Source organism: Ruegeria sp. D3 (assembly GCF_056534465.1).
Genome location: NZ_JBQFPK010000016.1, coordinates 60,724 through 81,724 on the forward strand (window position 1 = coordinate 60,724; position 21,001 = coordinate 81,724).

General features: G+C 55.8%; 25 protein-coding genes. 7 read left to right on the plus strand and 18 right to left on the minus strand.

Annotated features, from left to right (window positions below):
* The first annotated feature begins 446 nt into the window (after positions 1–446).
* The 4 genes from ACR0DX_RS19465 (at position 447) to ACR0DX_RS19480 (ending at position 4,496) form a co-directional block, all read left to right on the plus strand.
* Positions 447–647 carry a hypothetical protein gene (locus ACR0DX_RS19465; protein ID WP_170417785.1) on the plus strand — a complete coding sequence of 67 codons (201 nt, stop codon included), beginning with the start codon at positions 447–449 and terminating at the stop codon, positions 645–647.
* 472 nt (positions 648–1,119) lie between these two features.
* Positions 1,120–1,539 (plus strand): hypothetical protein, encoded by a 420-nt coding sequence (locus ACR0DX_RS19470; protein ID WP_170417782.1) that lies wholly within the window; start codon positions 1,120–1,122, stop codon positions 1,537–1,539.
* Positions 1,536–3,371, plus strand: a complete 1,836-nt coding sequence (locus ACR0DX_RS19475; RefSeq protein ID WP_170417779.1) for a relaxase/mobilization nuclease domain-containing protein — start codon at positions 1,536–1,538, stop codon at positions 3,369–3,371. The genes ACR0DX_RS19470 and ACR0DX_RS19475 overlap by 4 nt, the downstream gene beginning before the upstream one ends.
* 87 nt (positions 3,372–3,458) lie before the next feature.
* A complete protein-coding gene (locus tag ACR0DX_RS19480) occupies positions 3,459–4,496 on the plus strand; it encodes a hypothetical protein (protein WP_170417776.1) in 1,038 nt (345 codons plus the stop codon).
* A gap of 209 nt (positions 4,497–4,705) precedes the next feature.
* Here the strand turns inward: ACR0DX_RS19480 and ACR0DX_RS19485 are convergent, their stop codons facing one another.
* A complete protein-coding gene (locus ACR0DX_RS19485) occupies positions 4,706–5,122 on the minus strand; it encodes a MerR family transcriptional regulator (RefSeq protein WP_170417773.1) in 417 nt (138 codons plus the stop codon).
* A gap of 74 nt (positions 5,123–5,196) precedes the next feature.
* Between ACR0DX_RS19485 and ACR0DX_RS19490 the strand changes: the two genes are divergently transcribed.
* The 3 genes from ACR0DX_RS19490 (at position 5,197) to ACR0DX_RS19500 (ending at position 6,952) form a co-directional block, all read left to right on the plus strand.
* Complete coding sequence (locus ACR0DX_RS19490; protein ID WP_170417770.1) at positions 5,197–5,826, plus strand: cation efflux transmembrane domain-containing protein; 630 nt, start codon at positions 5,197–5,199, stop codon at positions 5,824–5,826.
* A 74-nt stretch (positions 5,827–5,900) separates the two neighbouring features.
* Positions 5,901–6,368 carry a DUF411 domain-containing protein gene (locus tag ACR0DX_RS19495; RefSeq protein ID WP_170417767.1) on the plus strand — a complete coding sequence of 156 codons (468 nt, stop codon included), beginning with the start codon at positions 5,901–5,903 and terminating at the stop codon, positions 6,366–6,368.
* 161 nt (positions 6,369–6,529) lie between these two features.
* Positions 6,530–6,952 (plus strand): c-type cytochrome, encoded by a 423-nt coding sequence (locus ACR0DX_RS19500; RefSeq protein ID WP_170474328.1) that lies wholly within the window; start codon positions 6,530–6,532, stop codon positions 6,950–6,952.
* A 214-nt stretch (positions 6,953–7,166) separates the two neighbouring features.
* Here the strand turns inward: ACR0DX_RS19500 and ACR0DX_RS19505 are convergent, their stop codons facing one another.
* From ACR0DX_RS19505 to ACR0DX_RS19585, 17 genes are all read right to left on the minus strand, one after another.
* Positions 7,167–9,059 carry a type IV secretory system conjugative DNA transfer family protein gene (locus tag ACR0DX_RS19505; RefSeq protein ID WP_170418000.1) on the minus strand — a complete coding sequence of 631 codons (1,893 nt, stop codon included), beginning with the start codon at positions 9,057–9,059 and terminating at the stop codon, positions 7,167–7,169.
* Positions 9,052–9,210, minus strand: coding sequence for a hypothetical protein (locus ACR0DX_RS19510; RefSeq protein WP_170417997.1), 159 nt, complete (start codon positions 9,208–9,210; stop codon positions 9,052–9,054). The genes ACR0DX_RS19505 and ACR0DX_RS19510 overlap by 8 nt, the downstream gene beginning before the upstream one ends.
* 12 nt (positions 9,211–9,222) lie before the next feature.
* Positions 9,223–10,236, minus strand: coding sequence for an ATPase, T2SS/T4P/T4SS family (locus ACR0DX_RS19515; RefSeq protein WP_170417994.1), 1,014 nt, complete (start codon positions 10,234–10,236; stop codon positions 9,223–9,225).
* Between the two features lie 205 nt (positions 10,237–10,441).
* On the minus strand, positions 10,442–11,275 hold the full coding sequence (locus ACR0DX_RS19520) for a TraB/TrbI/VirB10 family type IV secretion system protein (RefSeq protein WP_170417992.1): 834 nt from the start codon (positions 11,273–11,275) through the stop codon (positions 10,442–10,444).
* Between the two features lie 11 nt (positions 11,276–11,286).
* Entirely contained in the window at positions 11,287–11,967 is a 681-nt protein-coding gene (locus ACR0DX_RS19525; protein ID WP_170417989.1) for a hypothetical protein, read from the minus strand.
* The gene (locus tag ACR0DX_RS19530; RefSeq protein ID WP_170417985.1) at positions 11,967–12,782 is read right to left on the minus strand and encodes a TrbG/VirB9 family P-type conjugative transfer protein; all 816 of its coding nucleotides are present in this window, start codon (positions 12,780–12,782) and stop codon (positions 11,967–11,969) included. The genes ACR0DX_RS19525 and ACR0DX_RS19530 overlap by 1 nt, the downstream gene beginning before the upstream one ends.
* A complete protein-coding gene (locus ACR0DX_RS19535; RefSeq protein ID WP_170417982.1) occupies positions 12,782–13,426 on the minus strand; it encodes a VirB8 family type IV secretion system protein in 645 nt (214 codons plus the stop codon). The genes ACR0DX_RS19530 and ACR0DX_RS19535 overlap by 1 nt, the downstream gene beginning before the upstream one ends.
* Before the next feature lie 17 nt (positions 13,427–13,443).
* Complete coding sequence (locus tag ACR0DX_RS19540) at positions 13,444–14,499, minus strand: TrbL/VirB6 family protein (RefSeq protein WP_170417979.1); 1,056 nt, start codon at positions 14,497–14,499, stop codon at positions 13,444–13,446.
* Complete coding sequence (locus ACR0DX_RS19545; RefSeq protein WP_170417977.1) at positions 14,496–14,996, minus strand: hypothetical protein; 501 nt, start codon at positions 14,994–14,996, stop codon at positions 14,496–14,498. The genes ACR0DX_RS19540 and ACR0DX_RS19545 overlap by 4 nt, the downstream gene beginning before the upstream one ends.
* Entirely contained in the window at positions 14,993–15,739 is a 747-nt protein-coding gene (locus ACR0DX_RS19550) for a type IV secretion system protein (protein ID WP_170417973.1), read from the minus strand. Before ACR0DX_RS19550 ends, ACR0DX_RS19545 begins: the two co-directional genes overlap by 4 nt.
* Positions 15,739–15,876, minus strand: coding sequence for a hypothetical protein (locus tag ACR0DX_RS19555; RefSeq protein ID WP_170417970.1), 138 nt, complete (start codon positions 15,874–15,876; stop codon positions 15,739–15,741). Before ACR0DX_RS19555 ends, ACR0DX_RS19550 begins: the two co-directional genes overlap by 1 nt.
* A complete protein-coding gene (locus ACR0DX_RS19560; RefSeq protein ID WP_170740592.1) occupies positions 15,873–18,239 on the minus strand; it encodes a VirB4 family type IV secretion/conjugal transfer ATPase in 2,367 nt (788 codons plus the stop codon). Before ACR0DX_RS19560 ends, ACR0DX_RS19555 begins: the two co-directional genes overlap by 4 nt.
* Positions 18,232–18,510 carry a VirB3 family type IV secretion system protein gene (locus tag ACR0DX_RS19565; protein ID WP_152460684.1) on the minus strand — a complete coding sequence of 93 codons (279 nt, stop codon included), beginning with the start codon at positions 18,508–18,510 and terminating at the stop codon, positions 18,232–18,234. The genes ACR0DX_RS19560 and ACR0DX_RS19565 overlap by 8 nt, the downstream gene beginning before the upstream one ends.
* 3 nt (positions 18,511–18,513) lie before the next feature.
* Positions 18,514–18,795: an HAD family hydrolase gene (locus tag ACR0DX_RS19570; protein ID WP_170574749.1), complete on the minus strand. Its 282-nt coding sequence runs from the start codon at positions 18,793–18,795 to the stop codon at positions 18,514–18,516.
* On the minus strand, positions 18,792–19,475 hold the full coding sequence (locus ACR0DX_RS19575; protein WP_331252138.1) for a lytic transglycosylase domain-containing protein: 684 nt from the start codon (positions 19,473–19,475) through the stop codon (positions 18,792–18,794). Before ACR0DX_RS19575 ends, ACR0DX_RS19570 begins: the two co-directional genes overlap by 4 nt.
* 462 nt (positions 19,476–19,937) lie before the next feature.
* Positions 19,938–20,351: a thermonuclease family protein gene (locus ACR0DX_RS19580; RefSeq protein WP_170417964.1), complete on the minus strand. Its 414-nt coding sequence runs from the start codon at positions 20,349–20,351 to the stop codon at positions 19,938–19,940.
* A gap of 48 nt (positions 20,352–20,399) precedes the next feature.
* The gene (locus ACR0DX_RS19585) at positions 20,400–20,756 is read right to left on the minus strand and encodes a hypothetical protein (RefSeq protein ID WP_142638830.1); all 357 of its coding nucleotides are present in this window, start codon (positions 20,754–20,756) and stop codon (positions 20,400–20,402) included.
* Positions 20,757–21,001: the final 245 nt, after the last annotated feature.

Sequence of the window (21,001 nt, forward strand, 5' to 3'; positions counted from 1 at the left end):
GGCCTCCGCCAGTTGGATAGGGCGGTTTGCACCGTCCGTCATTCTTCATCCTTTGCGACGACGGTCATACCGACCCAGAAGGGCAACCCCCAACTTAGAACTGAGCGCCGCGCCTGTGTCGGATCGAGGTGATGTTGCCGCCATCAAAGACATCGTTTTGTTCAGATGTTCCGCGCGCAGCGATCCCAGAAAGCCTTGCCTTTCACCAGGTCTGACAGTTTCAAGTACGTTGCCGGAGAAGATCCTCGGCTGCGGTGTTTCTGAAGGGATGAACATAAGCGGGCAGTCGGGGAAGACGCGCGGCGCCCGGGCCGGGCGCCGCGCTTCAACAAGGAATGTCCCCTGCGCCTGCGGCGCATTCCGCGCGGATCAAATTCCCTGCTGACATCCCCTTGATGCCCGCTTTTCCCTTGTTCATCGAAACACGCCATAGCGAGGATCAAACAATGGCAACTCAAACTCTGAAACTGAGCGTCAAGACCGGTGAAAAAGAAGGCAAGACATTCTGGGATCGATGCGGGGTGCTCTTCGTCAATACCGATGAGACCGGCACCATCACCTCGATCCAGGTCAAGCACAGCATGTTCCCTGGCGTTGAGATGGTGGCCTTCCCGAAGCGCACCGATGACGATCCCGTCACCGAATGACGGGAGGGCAGGGCGGCGCAAGCCGCCCTTTCTTCTGCTCCGGCCGCAGGCCGGACCACATATGCGCCACAGGTGGCGCGCGGTCCTAAGACCGGGCAGGGGTGCCGACCTGCCCCAATGCGGCAGCAGACAACCCTGCCACACCCGCCGCGAAAGCGGCGGGACATTGAGCGCGCTGAGGCGCGCGGAAAATGCCATACTGACCTTGAACGTGCCGGTATGTGACGGGCGCTGTTCGGGCAGCTCCCGCTTTGCGTGATTGCCCTGCGCCGGTCCACCGGCACCCACGCCTGCTGGCTGGAAAAGGGGCAGGACCCTTTTCCCGGCGTGGAGATTGCCTCCAAGAGCAAAACTGTTCCGGGGGCAATTTGAGAAAATACGGATTTCTAAAATCACCCCCGGTTTCCTCTTGGAGAGTATGACAGGATAAGGTAGTTGTGTTACAAGTCATAAAAACAACCAGAGGTATACATTGAGCAAGCCCGGCGACACCACTGTCTTTTCCGTTCGATTGCCGTCAGATGCGTTGGTGCGTTTGGAGGAGGCCGTGCAGTCGCTTGGGGCCAAGAGCCGCAACCAGATCATCCAACGACTGATCTATCGTCTGATCGGGTATCTCGATCCTGACCCGGCCGTTGTCGATCTCTGGCAGACGCACTTGCGGCAGGTTCAGGGTGGATACACCAACCTCAATCAGCTCGCAAAATCGGCCAAACGCGGTTCGGTGATCTGGACCGATGACGACCGGCGCGATGTCGAAAACCTCCATCGTGCGATCATCCAGCACCGGCAAGACCTGAAGGCGCTGATCACCGCGGCCCGCCGAAACCGAGAGCCAGACTCCGCCATTCGCCGAATCTTGCGCGACGATGAGAGGACATCTGAAGCATGAACGTCGCGGCTCACAATTTGACGGCAGGGGACTTTCTGGAGCTAGCCTTCCGGGAAGCGCAGAAGGGTATCGATCGGTCCAAGCAGATCAGCCAGCAGCTGCAAACCGCCAAGCGCATGAAGTTCATGATCTCGCGGGCCTCATCCATCAAGGCGCGGCTTGGTGCTGTGGTTGGAAAGCCCGAGGCGGTTGTGAAACACGTCCGCAAAGGTGGGGTGAAAAAAGCGCATGAGCTGCGCCGCCAGATCAATTACCTGACCGTCAGGGCAGAGGGCGTGTTGGACATCCGCGACAATGGTGTGACCCCGCTCGATGCCGATCAGGTGAGTGATCTGATCGAGACCTGGGCCGAGGATTTCAACGGGAAAACCAACTATGGTTATACCCGTCACATGATCGTTTCTTTTCCCGAAGGCACCTATCCGGATGCCGCGCATGAGGCCGGTTTGGACTTCGCGGATCGCCTGTTTGGGAGCGGTGATTTTGGCGATACCTGGGACTATCTGACCGTGTTCCACAACGACACTGACAACCCCCATGTCCACATCGTTGTGAATAACCGAGGCGTGGAACATGGGCAGTGGTTGGCTATGGGTATGAGCAGCGACATGAACATCGACGTTCAGCGCTCTATCCAGGTTGAGGTTGCCGAAGGATACGGAATTGAGCTGACCGCAACGACCCGCCTTGAGCGCGGTTTGCGGCAGGAAGTTGAGACCGACACGTGGAAGGTTCAGGCCGGACTGTCTGTTGTTGAAAGCACTCCGGAGGTTGAAGTTACGGCCCGCGACATGGCCGGTGATGTGATGACACTCTCCATCGCAAGAATGTCGGATCTGTTTGATGAGCGCGCCAACGCTGTCAAAGACCGGATCGAAGAGTTTGCCATCCAACTCGTTGAAAGTGAGGAACCTATGGTATCGAGAATGGAACATCTGCTGGATCAAGCCCATCATTTTGATGATTACGGCGAGCCAGGAGACCCGTCTTATGTGTCGCCCGAAGTCATGAGCAACTTGCGGCGACACATCGAATTAGGCGGTTCTGAGGAAACAATCGCACCCGAGCTGAAGGCTCAGGTTGTTGCCCATATCAGCGACGTTCGGGACAACGAACAGAGCCATCCGTATCTGTCTGCCCTTGCTGATATTGTCGATGACAAGGCGTTCCAGTCGTCCGCTGATTATGCCCCGGCAGCACGCCGGTACGAGGTCTATATACAGGACACCTTGGGCAAGGGGGCCTATGAGGACTTCCAGACTCAGACCAAAGAATTGCTGCAATCCATCGACAAGATGGAAGGGCTGGCCCGTGAGGTTGACGACCCTCATCTGCGTGTCGCTATGGATATTCAAATTGGCGAGTTGAAGGGCGACGTTGCGGACCTGCGCACCAACGATCCGGACCTTCAAGCCTTCATCATCGAGGACCGCCGCTATTCAACGATGATGGGAATGGGCACTGCCGAAATGGATGTCTTGGATTATTCAGAGGCCGGCAAGTGGGCAGCGATCCGCAAAGAAGTCACCGACACGGCCAGCAGCTACGGCCTCGATGGCGAGGCGTTCGTTGCCCGCTTTGGCGATCATCAGAACGTCACCCTGGGTACAACAATGGGATGGCGCAGCGACGACATTTCGACCGCCGCGGCCCACTTCCAGGCGCAAGGATTACCCGACAGCCACGACCGCGCTGAGGCCGTTGTTGACGAGCTGCACCAGCTTGCGTCTTCCAGGATCATCGCAATCTCAGAAGAACTTTCAGACGTTCACGCCCACGCAACGCACCCGCTCTTGCAGGGGCGCGGTGACGATGACGGGCACAGCTTGTAAGGACTTTAACCGGTCTGCCTGATGCGCGCGCCAACGCCCCAGGCAGACCCATCACAGAGTTTTCCATCAACTCGCAAAGGAAAAACTATGGTTTCGCGTACAGACTATCTTTTGAACGAAGTCGAACACTTCGCACCCTATTCCAGATTTGATCAATCCGCCCCGCGTGAAGATCGCGTTTCAGAGCAGATCGACATCATCAGGAAAGAACAGCAGGCGATGGGCTTTGATCGTGCAGCCATCGCCTCAAACAGCTTCGACATCGAGGACCAGGCCAACCGCCGTGTTGACGAACATACTGCGCAACAAGATCTGGTCGAAGAATTCAAAATCGAATTTGAAGCTGCGGAGCGGTCAGGGGAGCCGGTTGATCTGAACGATATGCAGGCTTTGGTTTCTCAGCACATGAGTGATGCTCAGGAATACGATCTGTATCACCCTTACTATTCGTCCCTTGCGGATCTGAGTGGTGACAAGGATTTTCAGGAGTCCGACGACTACCAGTCGCCCGGTGATCGCTATGTTCAGTATATGCAATCCGCTTTGGGGGAGGCCATCTTTGAGAACTACGAGCAGCAGACCAAGGACATCGTGAACTCCATCGAGAACATGGAGGCTCTTGCACGAGAGGTCGAAGATCCACACTTGCGTGCCGCAATGGACGTTCAGATCGGGGAGTTGAAAGGCGATGTTGCCGAACTGCGCCCATATGACACCGACCTGCAGGCATACACTTTGGCTGATGACAGCTACACCACATCCATGAATGCGGCCGAGTTGGACAACCTGGACCCCACGGAAGCCGAAAAATGGCTGGCTGTGCGTGATGACATTGTGGCGACCGCGCACAGCTTCGGTCTCGACGGAAGCAAGTTCCTGGCCCGCTACAACGATCATGACAGCGTTTCAATCGGCACAACGGCGACTTGGAAAGACGCGGACATTTCCACCGCTGCCGCCCATTTCAACAGCCAAGGCGTTCCGGACAGCTACGAGCGCGCGGAGGCCGTTGTTGGTGAGCTGCACCAAGTTTCATCCAGCAAGATTGCCGCCGTGGTGCAAGAGATTGCCCATACCCGCGAACAGGCTACCCACGTCCATGAGTATGATGGACACAGTCTTTAACCACGGAGGACATGATAGATGATTGTTCGCGCCGGTGAATGTGTTGCCGGGAACAGCGAGACCACCGGGTTGGAGTAATGTGGGGTCTGTTCCGATTGGGACGGACTCTTGTCCTTGGACATTCCGGGCATTCGCTGCACCACGTTTGAATAGGCAAGAAGCGGACAAAACAGTCTTTCGCTGGGACTAAAGCAATGTCCGCTCATAGTTTAGTGATCGTGGTGACAGAGTTTATGATCGGCAAGAGACGCGAGCACATAGCAGTTCTCTGACACTCCTTCGTCATCACAGCCCTTCGAAATCCGAACCAGCTCTTTTTCAAGAGCCCGTAGTCGTTTGATCTTTGCTCTTACTTCGGAAAGTTGTGAGACGGCGATGTCCGTTGCGGCTTGGCATGAACGATCCGGGTGGCCTTGAAGCACAATCAATTCGGAGATCGCTTCAATTGAGAAACCAAGATCGCGTGCATGCTTGATGAAACTGAGACGCTCTAGCCCTGCCACATCGTAGCGCCGTTGGTTGCCTTCGGTGCGTTCTGGTGCGGCAAGCAGGCCCATTTCCTCATAGTAGCGGATAGTCGGAACTTTGACCTTCGTGCGCTTGGAAAGCTCCCCGATAGAAAACATGAAAATACCTCTTGAACCTCTAGTAACTAGAGACACTACACTATGGTCACGACAGATACAAAAAGGGCTTCCCAATGTCAGCATGTTGCGGACACAACGCCAAATTCGACGGCGTATCAGACGACTACAAAAGGAGGCTGTGGATTGTCATTGCTCTGAACGCGGTGATGTTCGTCGTCGAGATGACTGCCGGTCACTATGCAAAGTCTCAGGCACTTCAGGCCGACGCTCTAGACTTCCTTGGGGATGCTTTGACCTACGGTATCTCGCTGGCAGTGATCGGGGCTTCAATCCGTGCACGCACCAATGCCGCTCTGGCGAAAGGGGTGAGCTTGCTGCTGATGGGTCTTTGGGTGTTTGGATCGACCGTGTACCGGGTGTTCTATGTCGGAGTGCCGGAGGCCGAGATCATGGGCATCGTTGGCTTTTTCGCTCTTATGACCAATCTCGCAAGTGTTCTCTTGCTCGTCCGTTACAAGGACGGCGATGCAAATGTGCGCTCTGTCTGGCTATGTTCGCGTAATGACGCCATTGGCAATGTGGCCGTTATGTTTGCAGCTTTAGGCGTCTGGGGCACAGCTAGCGGTTGGCCTGACCTGATTGTTGCGGCGGTCATGGCAACGTTGTTTCTTTCCTCTGCTTTCCAGATCGTGCGCCAAGCGCTCGCCGAGCGTCGGGAAGTTGGCGAACATGAGCATGTTTGACGTGGATTATGACCTTTGATCTCGAATGATACGAAATCGGCTCAATTTAGTTGGAAATACCAAGGACTCTCGCCATGAACCTGAAACGCCGCCAAGTACTGACTTACGCCGCTGGCTTTGCCAGCACAGTACCATTTGCCGCGTTTGCGCAAGACACGCCTTCCGTCCGTGTTCTCAAGGATCCGAACTGCGGCTGTTGCCAGGTTTGGATCGACATCCTGCGGCAGGAAGGCTTTCGCATTACCGAGGAGCGCAGCTTTGGAACACAGCTTGTCCGCCACAAATTGGACAACGGCATTCCCGAAGAAATGATGTCCTGCCACACAGGCGAGATCGATGGCTATATGATCGAGGGGCATGTGCCGGTTGCAGACATTCGTCGTCTGCTGGAGGAGCAACCCAGTGCTGTTGGACTTGCTGTTCCTGGCATGCCCTACGGTTCCCCTGGGATGGGGCCGGAAGATCGTCGTGAGGCCTACGACGTGTTTTTGATCCTCAAGGACGGTAGCACCGAGGTGTTCAAGAGTTACGAAGCGGCCTGAGGCGACGTTCATCGAGCGGAAACAGTAAGGAGGAGAAGATGACGAAGCTTGGATTACGCACTCTTACCTTAAGCGTTCTGTCTATCACCATTGCTACAGTGGGTTGCGCACAACAACAACGAGGAGATTGGTGGGGTCACGGGCCAATGGGATCTAACCACATGAGGTCTGAGCACATGCGTGGTTGGGGGCACGGCAATATGGGGCCTGGCCAGCAGCAGCGCATGCAACGACATTGGACGTATATGAACGAGGACGTGCCCGCAGCCTACCGCGGGGCTCGGAGCACCATTCGTGCAACGCCCGAGAATGTTTCGGAGGGCAAGACGCTATATACGGAAAACTGCGCAAGCTGTCATGGAGCTGAGGGTTTGGGCGATGGTGAAGCCGGACGTTCGCTCGCGCCCTCTCCCGCTCTCCTACGATGGTTCGTTCAGATGCCGATGTCGGGGGACGAGTACCTTCTTTGGGCAATTTCCGAGGGCGGCGAACGCTTCGGAACAGACATGCCAGCCTTCAAGGAAGCGCTGAGCGAAGAAGACCTTTGGAAGATCATCGTTTATATGCGTGCGGGGTTCCCTTGATCTGTCGTCAATCTGTTGGTTTTTGATGAGTGTTTTTGCTGTCGATACTATGACGACAATTCTCAGCAGGCATAAAGCTGACAATGCGCCATTCTAGTAAGCTTCACGGAAGCGGACATATATGTAAGTCGCAGCACGAGCAGGTTAGGGCTCTCTCCTGCCGTTCTCTGCATATTGAAGTAAGGTCCGGTTCGGCCGCGTCCTGTTACCCCCGTCAAGTGAAGGCGCTACTTTCAGCCCGTTTGGCTTTCATTTTCTCCATCGCCATATCTTTCGCTGACCGACTTTTCCGCTTTGCGACCGTGCGCTGCGCATCAAATGCCGCCTGAAGTTCCTGGTCTTTTTCAGAAACCTCTTTCACCGGGGCAGGGGCCGGATTCGCATCCGCCAGAGCCTTTGCCGTGTCCCTGGCCTGTTCTTCAGCAAGATCCAGATGTGTACCTTTGATCTTTGGAGCATCACCCCCAAGGAACTGCATGAAATAGGGATCTTCGAAGTATCGGATCTTGTTTGCAATCACCGGCATCTTGCCTTCGCGGATCAGCACAACTTCATTTTCAGGCAATCGGCCAACGTGTTCGGGCCGGAGCAGGCGAATGCCTTCTTCACGCTCTGATATGCTGCCCATTTCCATCTTGCCGAGTGCTCGAGACTTCGACTTGCTTATGACCGTTTTGTCCCCGATGGACCTGGACACATGTTCGCGTACTTCGGAATCCTCTGAGGCGGCAAACATCTGGGTTCCAGCGTTTGCCAGCATCGCCCGCACACCCTCGTGCCCATAAATGTCCTGTAGGCGCGACAGTGTTTGCGAAATCACCACGAGCCTGCCCCCGAACGATCGCATGGTGTCATAGGCTTCAACAACGCGCTCAAGATGGCCGAGGCGTTGGAACTCATCGAGCAGCATCAAAACCTTGAACGGCTCATCTTCGCCCGGCTCAACAGTTTCGATGGTGTTCACCAGATCGAGGAAGAACAGGCGAATGAGCGTCCGGAACTCTTTGACCTTTTTCCCTGGCACGGAAAAGTAGATCGAGCTGGGGCGCCGACGCAGATCTTCAAAGTTGATGTCATTGCCCTGCGTGGCTCTTGCTACCGACGGGTTGCGCCAGAGCTGCAGGCCGGAGTTCAACATAACCGAAATCGTTGACCGCAGGATTTTGGATTCTTCGGCTGCAAGATTCAGAAACTCATCTGCAGCTCGCGCATATCCAACTTCTTCAGCCATTTTCTCATAGTCCTTTTGCTTGGTCGTTTTGACCAGGCGCAGGACTTCGGAAATGTATGGCCGCTTTCTTTTGATCGCCAGCATCGCCATTGCGCAGAACATGCCTTCAACACCACCCATAAAGCCCTGCGCGGACGAGCTGGGCGTGTCGAACATCTGAGTTGCAACCTGAATCACTTCTTCCCATCGCCGGTCCAGATTGTCGGCACGTGCTGCGCGGCGCAGAGGGTTGTAGCTGTGGCTTTTGTCGGGGTTCTCGGGGTCGAACACAAAAACCTCATCGCCCATTGCTGCCCGACGCGCGCCGGTTGTCTGGAAAATCTCGCCCTTGATGTCCAGGACGACGCAAGACCCATTGAAACGCAGGACATTCGGGATCACAAAGCCGCTGGTTTTGCCCGAACCAGACGGGGCAATGAACATCGCGTGCGGCTTTTGGACACCGGGGCCGGGCTTATAGTAGATCGCGTTTTTGTCCTTTGGCTCACCAAATTTGGCAAACACGATTTCACTATCCAATTTGTCTTTGAGCTTCAGAACCGACGCATAGCCTTCCTGGACGAGCTGAGGGGCCTTTGCAAAGGTCGCATCACCGTATTTCGTTGAGGGACCACGCAGCGCAGCCGCCACAAATGCAAAGGTCAAAACACCCACTGCGACCACCGCCACCAGACCCATGATCTGCTGCGTCTCTGCAGGCTGTGCCATGAACTTCTCTGGGATCGCCCAGATGTCCAGCCCGCGAAAGCCTCTGGTGTTGATGTATTCGAGCGCCAGCCCGACCACCAACACCGCGCAAGCCGAGGTAGCGATAAAGCCCATAGTACCGGCTATCGCGACCTTCTTGCCTTTGGGTAGATCCTGAAACTCAGCCATCGGTCAGCTCGCGTTTGAAGAAGCACACGATGCCAAATTCTGCACGTGCGACACCAACCATTTCCCAACCTTCTTTGCCCAGCTTTGCGAATTTCTCGCTGGCGTCGTCGCATTCCGAAAAAGGCACGTCTCGGTACTCGAATTTCTTCATCTTTGTACTCCTTCAATTCAGTTGTTCAGCAGTCATCAGAGGCGGGAAGATCACGCCGTTGACCTTCCGTTCGTCCCCGATTTTCTTCATGTGAACGATCATGTGAATGGTGGCCCGGATGTCATCGACCACTTCTGACTTTTGAACGGTCGGAGATCCGCGACGCACCATTTTGCTCATCCGTCCAATGGCATCTACGGGCGAGTTCGCGTGCATGGTGCAGACAGATCCATCGTGGCCGGTGTTCACCAGTTCCAAGAACATATTCGCGTCGTCGCCTCGGATTTCACCGCAGACGAGGCGGTCAGGCCGGAGGCGAAGCGCCGATTCCAGCAGCTTTGTTGGTGATCGAGGGCCATCTTCTTCGGAACGGTCGGCAAGCAGATCGACAGAATTGGGTTGCTCGATGTCCAACTCGGCCACTTCTTGAATCGTCACGATCCGTTCGCCCGGATCGACGCGCTTCAGCATTGCATTGAGGACAGTGGTTTTGCCGGACGAGGTGCCCCCGGCAATGATCACGTTCCATTTGCTAAGCATTGCAAGGTCGGCCAGCTCGTCAAAGTTCATTGTTCCGTCAGCGAGAACAGCCCGAGCATTTTCAAGCGCGCTATGATCGTTGTTTTCTGCCAACGCCGCCTCTTTGCTGGCGAAGCTGAACGCGCCCAGATCGACGTTTTTCACGCGCAGGAGACGGATCGCAACGGACCCCACGCCGGTTGTTGCTGGCGGAATCACGACCTGAACCCGCGCTTTACCCTGCTGTGTCGGCACGTTGGCCGTCGCAATCGGCTTCTTTTCTCCGAATGTTACATCGCTGAAACCGGCCACGCAGCGCCCGATGTTTTCTACATCGTCTCTGTTCAGAGTGATGTCTGTCCTGGTCATGTGCGTTGTGCCCATTTCTTCGACCCAGACCGATCCGTCAGGGTTCACAGAAATTTCGCTCAGGCTTTCATCGTGTAACAGATGCTCGATCTTGCCTGTATAGTATTCCAGAAGGCTATTCCCGTTCCGCCCGCTCATGTTCTTGTCCTTGGTAGAGCACTTTTTGGAACACTGGAGGTTGCCTTCGCTGCATCTCGGCTTTGCCTCGAACACGAAGGCATCCACATAAGATTCATTGCTTCCAAAAAGTGCTGAATTTGCTTCAAAAAAGGCCGCTACCGCACTCGATCATGCTGGCAGCGGCCGGAAAGACCGCTGAGGCGGTCGGCTCATTGGCTCGCTCTCAGAAGCTATCGAACACAACGTCGCGCTGCAGGATCGCGTTGATACGACTGCCCTGATCGACAAAGATTGTCGGAGTGATGCGCAGGTATTCATCAAGCGCCGCTGCCGTGGCGTTCTGCAGGTTAGACCCCACTTGGGTTGCCAGATCCGTTCTGACCGAGTTGTTGCTGTCGCTGTCAGACACCAGCGCCACAGGGGCAATACCGATGATGGACAACAACGCAGCCGTGCCGAACCGCTTCCCAAAGTGTGTGTTCACCCTGCCGGTCGCGCCGGTGCGGCCCTGTCCGTCCGTGCCAACTGAGCCGATCTGAGCGGAAAGGCCATCCGGTGTAATGACACGGCTCCAAACAATCATGATGCGCGTTTGCGCCAATGTCGTATCCGCTCGATACTCGCCATAGAGCTTCGATCCACGAGGCAGAAGCAAACGTGTGCCGTCCATCGAGTAGACGCCGCGTGTGATCGTTGCCACGACACTACCGGGCAGTTCCGAGCTGACCGCCCCACCGAATAGCGCCGACAAGACCGTGCCTTGCGTTAAGGTGCGCGACGGATCGTCAATGATCGAGGCCCCGACGATGGGTGGATATTCTTCGACCAGATTGTTTTGCCATGTCGTATTCGGGTTTTCCTGATAGCCGCGCTGTTCTTCAGGTAAGCGGGTGTCGTCTGGCTGGACTTGAACCGGCTGCGGCGCAGCAGGGAAGGGTTGGAAAATGACCGGCTGCGATCCACCATTGATCGGCTGGTAGTTTTGACCGGGTGCTTCCTGTGCCATCGCGCTTGACGCCAAAGCAACCAGGGCGAGGGTGAGTGCTGTTCTGTTCATCGTCAGCTCCATTAGTTTCTGCCGTATGGGTTTTCATCGAACACGATGCCGTCTGACTGGTTCTGGCGCTCGCGCATCCGCTTGAGTTCTTCAAGCCTGCGCCGCTCATCATCAGTCAGACCCGTAGTCTGCAAGTGGCTCATACTGGCGAGCGCCCGGGCCTCTGCATCAGCAACCGCCTGGGCAAGCTCAGTCTGAAACTTTTTCTCGCGCTCATCATATCTGACCTGAAGGCGTTCATTGGTCAGGTTCAGCGTTGCGATTTCACCGTCTTTTTCTGACAGCGAAACTTTGGCGTCCGTCAGCTCGTCTTGCAGATCGGAAATCCGGCCATTCTGTTGCTCGATTGTTTTCAGGGCTTGTTTCAGCCCTTCGGAATCGACCTGCGGCACTGCTACCGGTGTTGCCACCGCAATTTCCTCGGGCAAAGCCTCTTGTTCCGGCTCATCGACCTCTGGTCCCCGTGCGGTCAAAAGCCCGTATCGCTCGCCACCGCCTTGTTGCAAAGCGTCAACGCGGACACCCGTGTTGGTGCTTTTGTTTTCGTCGCCCATGACAAACCATACAAAGCCCAGGAACACCGCCCCTGCGATTGCAACAGTTATCAGCTTCTTTGGGTCGAACTTCTTCCGGACACGTTGCGACGGCTGTTCAGCCGCCGCCCGTGCCGCAATTGTCTGATCGCGGTTCATTACTTGCTGCCCCCCGGTTTAACTGTCTGTGAAGTGACGGGCCGACCGCTCACACTTGCCTGCTGAAACGCGTCGCCATCGTTTCGTACACAGATCGAAGTGTCCTCGATGCGCAGTGTCCAAAGATCTGAAAGGCCTTGCACCTGGATAATGCCGCGCTCTTTGACTGTGGTGTTCACCATCAGCTCGCGGCCATCAGGCAGGACACGGAAGATCCCCGGCAACTCCGCATCCTGCGGGATCTGCATATAGGTGTGAACGCCATCGTCCCACACGGCAGTAGGCGCGAAGTCAGCTTTGCCCGAGCGCGAGTAGTTTTGGTTGACGAAGCGGCCTGTTGGTTTCGGTTCGCTGCGCGCTACCGTGCCACGGCGCGTTGTAGTCCCGCCGCTGTTGTTTTTGTTGTAGAACGTGACCCGGAACGGAACACGTTTGCGTTCGGCGGCGCTCTCGGCCGGAACCAGATAGAAGTTGTATGTGCCGCGATTGGTCAGGACAGTCAGGTTTGAATCCGAGTTCAGGATTTCCGGCTTGAACGCAATAACGCGACCTTCCTGAAGGCGAGTGATCTGAAAACTTTCAGTGTCGCCCGCACCAATGCTGCGGACGGTTTCGCCCTGCGGAAAGTGAACATAGGTAATCAGGCGTTCACCCACAGGGATGCGGTACACCTGGTTCTCGACGTAATGGAAATGCGTGATGCGGTGATCCGCGTTCTTTCCGTCCGGTGTCGGTGTGATTTCAGCGAGCAGAGGCGTAGAGAATGCCAAAACTGCTGCGGCGGTGGCGGTGAGTGTTTTGAAAGAACGCTGCATCAGATGTCTCCCATTGCGTCTACGCGATAGTTGGTGACGACGAAGCCGAATGGATTTTCCAAAAGTTCGTCCATCGACGTCACGATTTTTTCCTCAAACCCATAGGTCACTGTGACCACGTAGCGGGCTGAGGCCGTTGCTTGGTTTGGAACGATCAGGGACTTGCGGATCTCGACCTGCACCGTCGCATCGTTGACCGGCGACACGCCCAGAATTTCGGTCTGCACCTTTGTCTTGGGCGTATAGATTTCGTCCGGATGGTTGTCGTTCGACCCGTCCCACAGTTCGCGGTAGGACGTTTCGGCCAGCTCATCAGAACGACGCAGCACCGATTTCAGGCGCTCGTTGTTGTCCTGGACATCATAGGTTTCCCGGTCGCGCACATAATTTGCGACTTCACGGAAGGCCATCGCCTCAGAAGGTTCCAGTTCTTCGACTTTTTCAGTCAGCAGGACCGGCAGTTTCGTGTCCGGATCAATGGAGAATGGCACCGCGCGGATTTCCTTCAAGGGAAGGAGCATCGCCCAACCAATCATAGAGGCCACGCCCATTGCCATGCCGACCATGCCGAATACCTGCCATTTGAAGGCATCGCGGCGTGCACCCAGAAAGAGTTCTTTTTCGTGATCTGTCACGTGTGACATCAGCTCAATACCTCGATTTAGGAAGATTTATTGACGCGAGCTTGTCGAATGCTCTGCCGGTAACGGTCAGCGGCGTAGCTCTGTCGAGCCGCCCCATCCTGATTGCGGGCTCTGTGTGCAATGTCCCGACGCGCTTGCATCGCGCGCGAGGCGCTGTCACGAACACCTGTCCCATCGCGGGCTGCGGAGGCCATCGCGGCGGCGGTTTTCCCACCGGCTACTGCACCCCTTGCGCCGTCGCTTGCAGTGCCCAATGCACTTCTTGCGGCAGCGACGGCACCAGTTGCCACGGCAAGACCCGAGGATGCCGAAACGATTGCACCCGACATTCCGCCCGCGAGCGATGGGATCTGCGTGAGCATCACGATTGACACAATGCAGATCGCCAAAAACCGGCCACTGGCCTCCATATTGTTCACATCCTCAACAGCGGTCAGTTCTGAGCTGAAAAGGGCCTGAATAAGAGAAACAATACCTGTCAGAACGACGATGACCATGATCAGGCCAACAGTCGTTTTCGCCCAGGCTGCGAAGATATTGGCTGTTGCTGAGCTGAGCAGCGTTGCGATGAAAACAGGCGCTAGTCCCAGCAGGACCGCCAGACCGCCTTTTGCGATCAGCGCCATGCCGGTGCCAAAAGCTACGATGACAGCCCCAACAACCCAGAGAATAGCCCCGGTGATGCTCAGGCCCCAGGTCGCGTTTTCAATGGCCTGCTGGCCCATCAAGAAACACTGAAGCGCAATGTCATCGAGTGCTTCCCAGACATTTGTTGTGCCGGTCAATTCTCCGGCAATCGTGTCTGGGAGGCTCGAAATGCCCTGATAAATGGGCTGAAAGAAGCTCCAGCTGGAAGCCATACCAATGATGATCGTCGCCCGAATGATCCAGCCGACATAGCCACCAAACCCGATTTCCCGGATTTGAAGCACACCGTTGATCAGCATTGCCACGAAGATCAGCGCGGCTATTGCCCAGAGGGCGGATGCAAGATCCGCCGCCAGGCTGTTGTATGCTTGCTGCGAGAAGTTATTAAGCGCAGCCTCAATCGAGCTGACGAAATCTTGGATCACGGCCCACAAGCCTCCTCAATTGCAGGGCGCAGAGCTTCCAGACGGGTCCGTTGCTCTTTTTTAAGCGCGGCAAGATTGTCGGACGGTTGGGTCCAAAACTCGTCTTGGTCAGCTCCGACCTTTTGGGCCGCGTCCTCACGGCTCAAACCACCCAGCGGACATTCGGTGCTGTAGGTCTCGCCAGACTTGCGCAGATTACATTGCTCGATGGTGGCCTCGTGCGCTGCTATGACCTGTTCATTCAGGATCACCACCGACCAGTTGGTCACAAGAGGCTGCTTGTCTGCGGATTGGCCCGCTTCGGCCATGCGCGCTTGATCGTCTTTGACGAATTGACGACCGTACTCACTCGCGCCCGAGTACCCAAGGCACTTACGATATTCATCGAACGGCATATCGACCTTGGGTGACGGGCGCAGCTTCACCTGTGCCGATGCAGCACCCGACATAACGACGGCGGCTGCAATGGTCAGGATGAGAGTTGAGCGGAGTTTCATTGTGAGGTTCCTCGTACATAGTTGCTGAGTGTCGAAAGATCAGCAGCGGTTGCAGCCAGATCCGTGCCCGACGCCAGAGCATTAGCCGAGGTTGCGCGCAAGATTTCAATTTCAACTTGCAGGAGTTTCAGGAGAACCGCCGTGTTATAGTCGATTGCATCCTTCAGATCTTCTTGCTGACCGATTTCACCGCGCAGTTTTTCAGCATCTTCGGAGAGCTGACCGGCCATGTCATAGCCATTCTCACCCAACGCCGACGCCATCAGGCCCGCACCACCACGCTCAGACAGGATGCGGCGAGCCTGCACATCCGATCCGCTGAAGTCGGACAAGATGCCATCGTTCAGGCCGAGGTTGATTGATCGACGTTCCATTGCCTGCGCAGCGACATCGGGCAGGCCGGAGATACCGCCCTCCGCTGCATCCAGTGCGTAGCCGAGCGTGTCAGCAGCAGTCGCCAGTTTCAAAAAGCTGCGGCTGTTGAACTCATCCAGATCTGTCAAACCGCTGATGGTTTTGAAGGAGTTTTCGAGCAATGCCCGCTGTTGTTCCAGTTTCTCGTACTGTTCCAGCAATTGCTCGTACTGGCGGACCATTTCAGCGATTTCTTTGGCCGAATTGGCGGCGTCCTGCGTGATGGATGCAGAGTCCACCACCGGAACACCCTGGGCCGATGCCATGACGGGCAGGGCGGCCAGAACTGAAACAGCAATGGTTGTGCGGAATTTCTTTGAAATATTCATCAGACAAGCTCCAAGTTTTCAGGGGGGGTCATGCGCTCAAAGTCGCAGGCGCATTTGCTGCGATAGCCCGAATAGGTGCTGGTGCAGGCTGAGACAGCGGCCAGAACTACAAGGGCGATTACAAGGCGGGTTTTCATGTGATTTCCTTCCAGAAGTTGGGGTTTTTTCGCCAGTCAGGATCAGGGAACGATTTTCCGTCTGATCCGCTCAGAACACGGAGAAGCGGGCCGAGAGCGCCGACATCGACATCGAGCCAAACACTCTCATCACCCTTTTTCATGAGCATTACGCGGTCGCCAAAATGCGCCCTCAGCGCGGCCAGCTCTGAATCGTTCAAGCCGATTGCCCGGTAGTCTGCTTCATTGCCGGATCGAGAGGGGAACAAGAGCTGCGTGCTGGTGTTTTCCAGGATCGACTTACTTGCCGCCGACGACAGGAGGTGATCGGGGATCTGCGTCATCATCATCATCATGACGTTCAGCTTCCGATACGTGGTGTAGGCATTTATGAGAATGCCAGCGCCATAAGGGTTGCCAGCAATTACCCATGCTTCATCAATCACAAAGACAGTGGGTATCTTGGTGGCGCAGCGGCGTTCGATCTGGCGCATGACGTAGCTGATCCATGCCAGCCGCACCAACTCGTCATCCAGAACCTCGGAAATGTCGAAAACAAGATGACGGGCGCCAGCAGCAAACGGATCTGAGCCACCCTCGCCAAACATCCAGGACAAGCGGCCTTCGCCAGCCCATTCACTTGCACGCTTGTACAGGTTCTTGTCATCGTCAAAGGCTCTGAACCGTTCCACCAATGAATCGAAGTTCTGAAGCGCAGGCGGCAAAGTGGCATTCGCTTGGCAAGCCCGCGTGATTTCATCCTTTTGATCGGTGGTCAGTGGTTCGTCATAGCTCAACAGGGCAATGACCCAATTGGCGAGCCAGCTTTGCCCAGCCTCATCCGTCTCGGTCTGAAACGGGTTCATGCCGGTTGGTTCACCAACTCGGACGCGGGTGTACTGTGCGCCGAGCGCACGCATGGGGGCCTCCATCGCCCGGTCTTTGTCAAAAGCGATGATCCGCGCGCCCTGTGCAACCGCCGTTGTCGCCAGCAGCATCGCGGTCACAGTTTTACCCGATCCGTTCGGCCCCAGAACGATTGTGTGGCCGGAGGGCAGGTTTTCAGCGTCTTTGCTGGTCTTGGGAAGGTGCAGCGAAACATCGTAGCTGTCCCCGTGCGTTGTCGGCAAAGTCGCCAATGGCCCCGGCCAGGGCAGCTTTTCCGCATCCAACCCTTTAGGGCGCATGTGGAACGCAACCATGTCCGCAAAGTTCTGGTCCGTGATCAGTTCTTCACGAGGACGGAATGCGAAGTTGCCGGGGTGCTGCGCGAAGTACACCGACCGCGCCGACATCGCTTCGCGTTTGACCGTGCCGCCCGAAATCTGGATTTCACCGATGATGTGTTTTTCGGCGGTTTTCAGATCTTCCTCGTTCCCAAACACACAGATCGACAGGTGGTGCTTGCCGAGTGACATGGTGCCGGAGGCAATGCCGTCCGCCAGAATGGACAAATCTTCTTCAAGCGACTTCGCTTTGTCGCCTGCCGAGCGCATTTGTCCCGACTTGCGGCGTTCCATTTCCTGCGCCTGGGCGCGGCTGATCGGCAGGAAGGATTGCGAAATCACAACATCAACCGGCAGGTCCAGCCCGTCGAAAATGCCGGGGAACGAAGCCATCGGGTAATTCTTCAGGGAATAGACACGGATGGAGCGTTCCTGATCGTCGCCCGTGACCAGTTTGCCGGTCTTGCCCTGAAACAGCACATCCTCTTGCGGCATGTTGAAGGCGATGGGTTCTGCAATGTTCGTGTGAATGATCGGCTGATACCGACCGTTCAACAGCATTCCATAATAGCCGAGCCAACGCCCCTCGCTGAGCTTCAGCCGGCGCACCCGGCTTTCGCCCAGCGTGCCCGCCAGTGTTGTGAAAACACCGTCGAGCTGTTCGATCATTTCGCGGCGTTCCTCGTCTATCGTTCCAGACGACATGCCGAACATCTGTTTTGCCCGCTCATCCTGCCGCTTTTGGAGAATGGCGCTGATGATGATCTTGCGTTCTTTCAGCTCTGCATCGACGGAAGCTGAGCGCATGGCCTGCGCCACTGCACCGGCAAAGCCGGTTGGATCTGTGATGACATGACCAGTCTCAGTCGGGACGGTCAGTCGATGAACATAAAATGCCACTTCATTGGGTGTTGTGCGCAACACACGCTCAAACCGTTCGGCCAGGAACTCAAACTCGTTTTCGTCCAGCGTGTTTGCGTTAATCCCGGTGATTTCTACAGCGGCGATAAGGCCACCGTTGCGTGTGGAAATGACCTCATCGTCCACGACATAGCCATAAGGCAACATCTGAAAGAGGCTCATTTCATCCTTGCGCCAGCTCGGCTCGATCAACGAGCGGGCAAGGGTCCACAAATCCTGTGCAGCAGGCTTAGGCACTATAGTAATCTCCCCCATGATGCTGGCGGTTTTTGGTGCGCGGAGTTTTGGAAAGGGTTACGGACAGGACGCGGAAGAAAGCCGGTTCCCATTCGTAAAAGAGGCGAAGCCCGGTGTAGAAAACAAAACCCGCAATGATTGCTGGCGCTATCCCGAACATGAAGAACGAAAGCATGGTCATCCCGAGGATCACCAGCAGATAGATCACGGGTAGGCCGCCCCATTCTGCGGGGCGGCTCAGGCCGCGAAAGACCGTATTGCGGCGCGGCATCAATCAGGCTCCGATGAATGTATCAGCGAGGCCGATAACAGCGCCGACGACGATAGCGATTACCGGGCCTTTCAGCGAACCCCAGCCGAACACGTAGGCCAGACAGCCCCAGATGAAGCCGACAGCGGCAAGGCTGACGCCAACGACCTTCGAGTCAGCCAGCGTTTCGTTGATGAAATCGCCAATGGCATCTTGCAGCCAGCCAGCAGAGGCGGGCGCTGCTGTGATGATGAACGCTGTGATCGCGAAAAACGCCATCTGCTGGTAGAAGTGGGTTCTTTTCATGAGGAAGTGCTCACTTTGCTGAGGATGGTCCGCACGTAGTTGCGGGTTTCGGTGAAGGGGGGGACGCCACCATATTCGACGACGCGGTGAGGCCCGGCGTTGTAGGCGGCAAGCGCCAGCTTCCAGGTTCCGAACGCGCGGTACTGCGCCGCCAAATAGCGGGCACCACCGTCGAGATTTTCTGCAGGGTTCTTTGGGTTCACGCTCAGGTCTTTCGCCGTTCCCGGCATGAGCTGTGCAAAGCCATAGGCACCCTTGGGTGACAGAGCGTCAGCCCGATACCGGCTTTCCTGCCAGACCAGCGCCATGAACAACTCGGCCGGAATGTCATGGCGTTCCGCCGCTGCGTGGATTTCTTTGACGATCCGCTCCTGCGACCAGCCGCCCGAGGATCTGCGAGGCCGCGGCGCCTTGCCCGCAATCTCGATCTTTGCCTGCGGTTTGGGGGTTGGTGCTTCCGGCTTTTCATTAAGCGTGTATTCACGCATCCGGATTGGACGAACGACGCCATCAACGATTTCTGCGCGAATGCCGTTTAGATACACGCTTCCATCAGGTTCGTATTCAATGACCTGGGCACAGACATCCGTTCCGAAAGTCGCCGTCAAGAACGCCAACAACGGCCAAACGGCGTTGATCCGACATCTGTTATCGGTGAAGCTTTTGATGGAGCTGGTCACTAATTTGTCCTCCAAATTAGGTCAGTAGTTTTTACATAATTACTATTATGGGGTCGACTTCAGGTCATCTGAGCGGTGGGGAATCGGGTGCTGGGACACAGCACTGAACCTTCAGTGGCGCCGCAAAAGACCAATGTCTGGTTCGGATCTCTTAGTCAGATGTTTTGGCTGGAACGTTCGGATGTCCCGCGCGCCTCAATCGTCAGACAGCGCTAAGGGATCGGAGGTGCAGACGCGTTGTCTAGGTTTGCACCCATTGACTCTGTCGCGGTGCTGCCCAATCTAGGACCGGCATCTCGGACTACTGTTTTTACCATAGTACAGTTCTCTCTTGATGTTGGAGGAATGCCCGGATGGATTAAGGGCGTTTCTTGTCCTGTCGATTGTTGGCGCAATCGGCAGGACTGCTTATTGCTTAGTCGTTTCTCTCTGCTGTCATAAATCGTTGTTTTATCCTTTCTTTCAGCCGCACCAGGACTGGCGCTTGCCACCCGAGTACGGGCGCGCCAGACCTTCAGAAATCAGGATGGCCCCGACGTTCTGTCCAGACACGCGCCCAAGCGCCAAGAAGCGATCGTGGACGTCAAAGTGCAGCTCAATCTCAAGTTCAATTACGCCCGCGAAGTTGATGAGCTCCGTCAGCCGGTCCTTGGCTCGTAGACCCAAAGCTCTCTCAGCATCGCACTGAGCCCGGAATGTCTCAGGCGTATCAAACCCAATAAGCCGGTATCGGTCGTCACCATGGTCGATCGTGTCACCGTCAACGGCAATCACCTCGGATGCGCCGAGAGTCTTTGTTTTCCTAGCTGGTTCAATCCAAACTGCAGCAATGAACAAGGACGCGAGTGCAGCGCTGAGAAACAAGAGCCGTTTCATGCGCCCTGCCCCAGCATTTTGATGAGCCGGGTTCTCGAACGTGACCGATCAGGTTTTGGATTTCGCGTCCAGGGCCTGAGCTGCTTCGAGACCCTCTGGGGTAATCGACTCGATCGTATAGTCTGATTTGACGCAGAGAATGCGCCCATCACCAAATTCCTGATGATGCTTGAAGAGGCCCGGCCAAAGATCGAACTCTCTGGGCTCAGCGCCCGCTCGAGAGATCTTCGACTTGCACAAGGCCCCGACATAGTTCGGCGAGCTGTAAATGCAGTGGTACTTAGGTCGTCCAAGGGAAGCGAGTCCGATAAATTCGTAGCGGCATGTAAAGGGAACCTGATCCTCTTTCAGGCCCCGGACCATCTCGATGGTTACCACAGTGTATTGTCTCTTGTTGTCCGCCATGACGACCCCCTATGGGCCGTCTTCTACATCCAAAAGTTGTGGACTAAAACACAATCTACGTCAATATAAGAAAACCCGCCAATATACGATATTGGATTGTCAGAAATATATTGGCCGGATATTGCTTAGGCGATTCGCAAGCAGGAGAGACCATCTTGAAACACTCAAAATCCGGAAATCGAACTCGCGCGAAGGCCCTTGCAGTTGCACTCGCTGCACTGCCAGCCACGCAGGCTCGTGCCTAT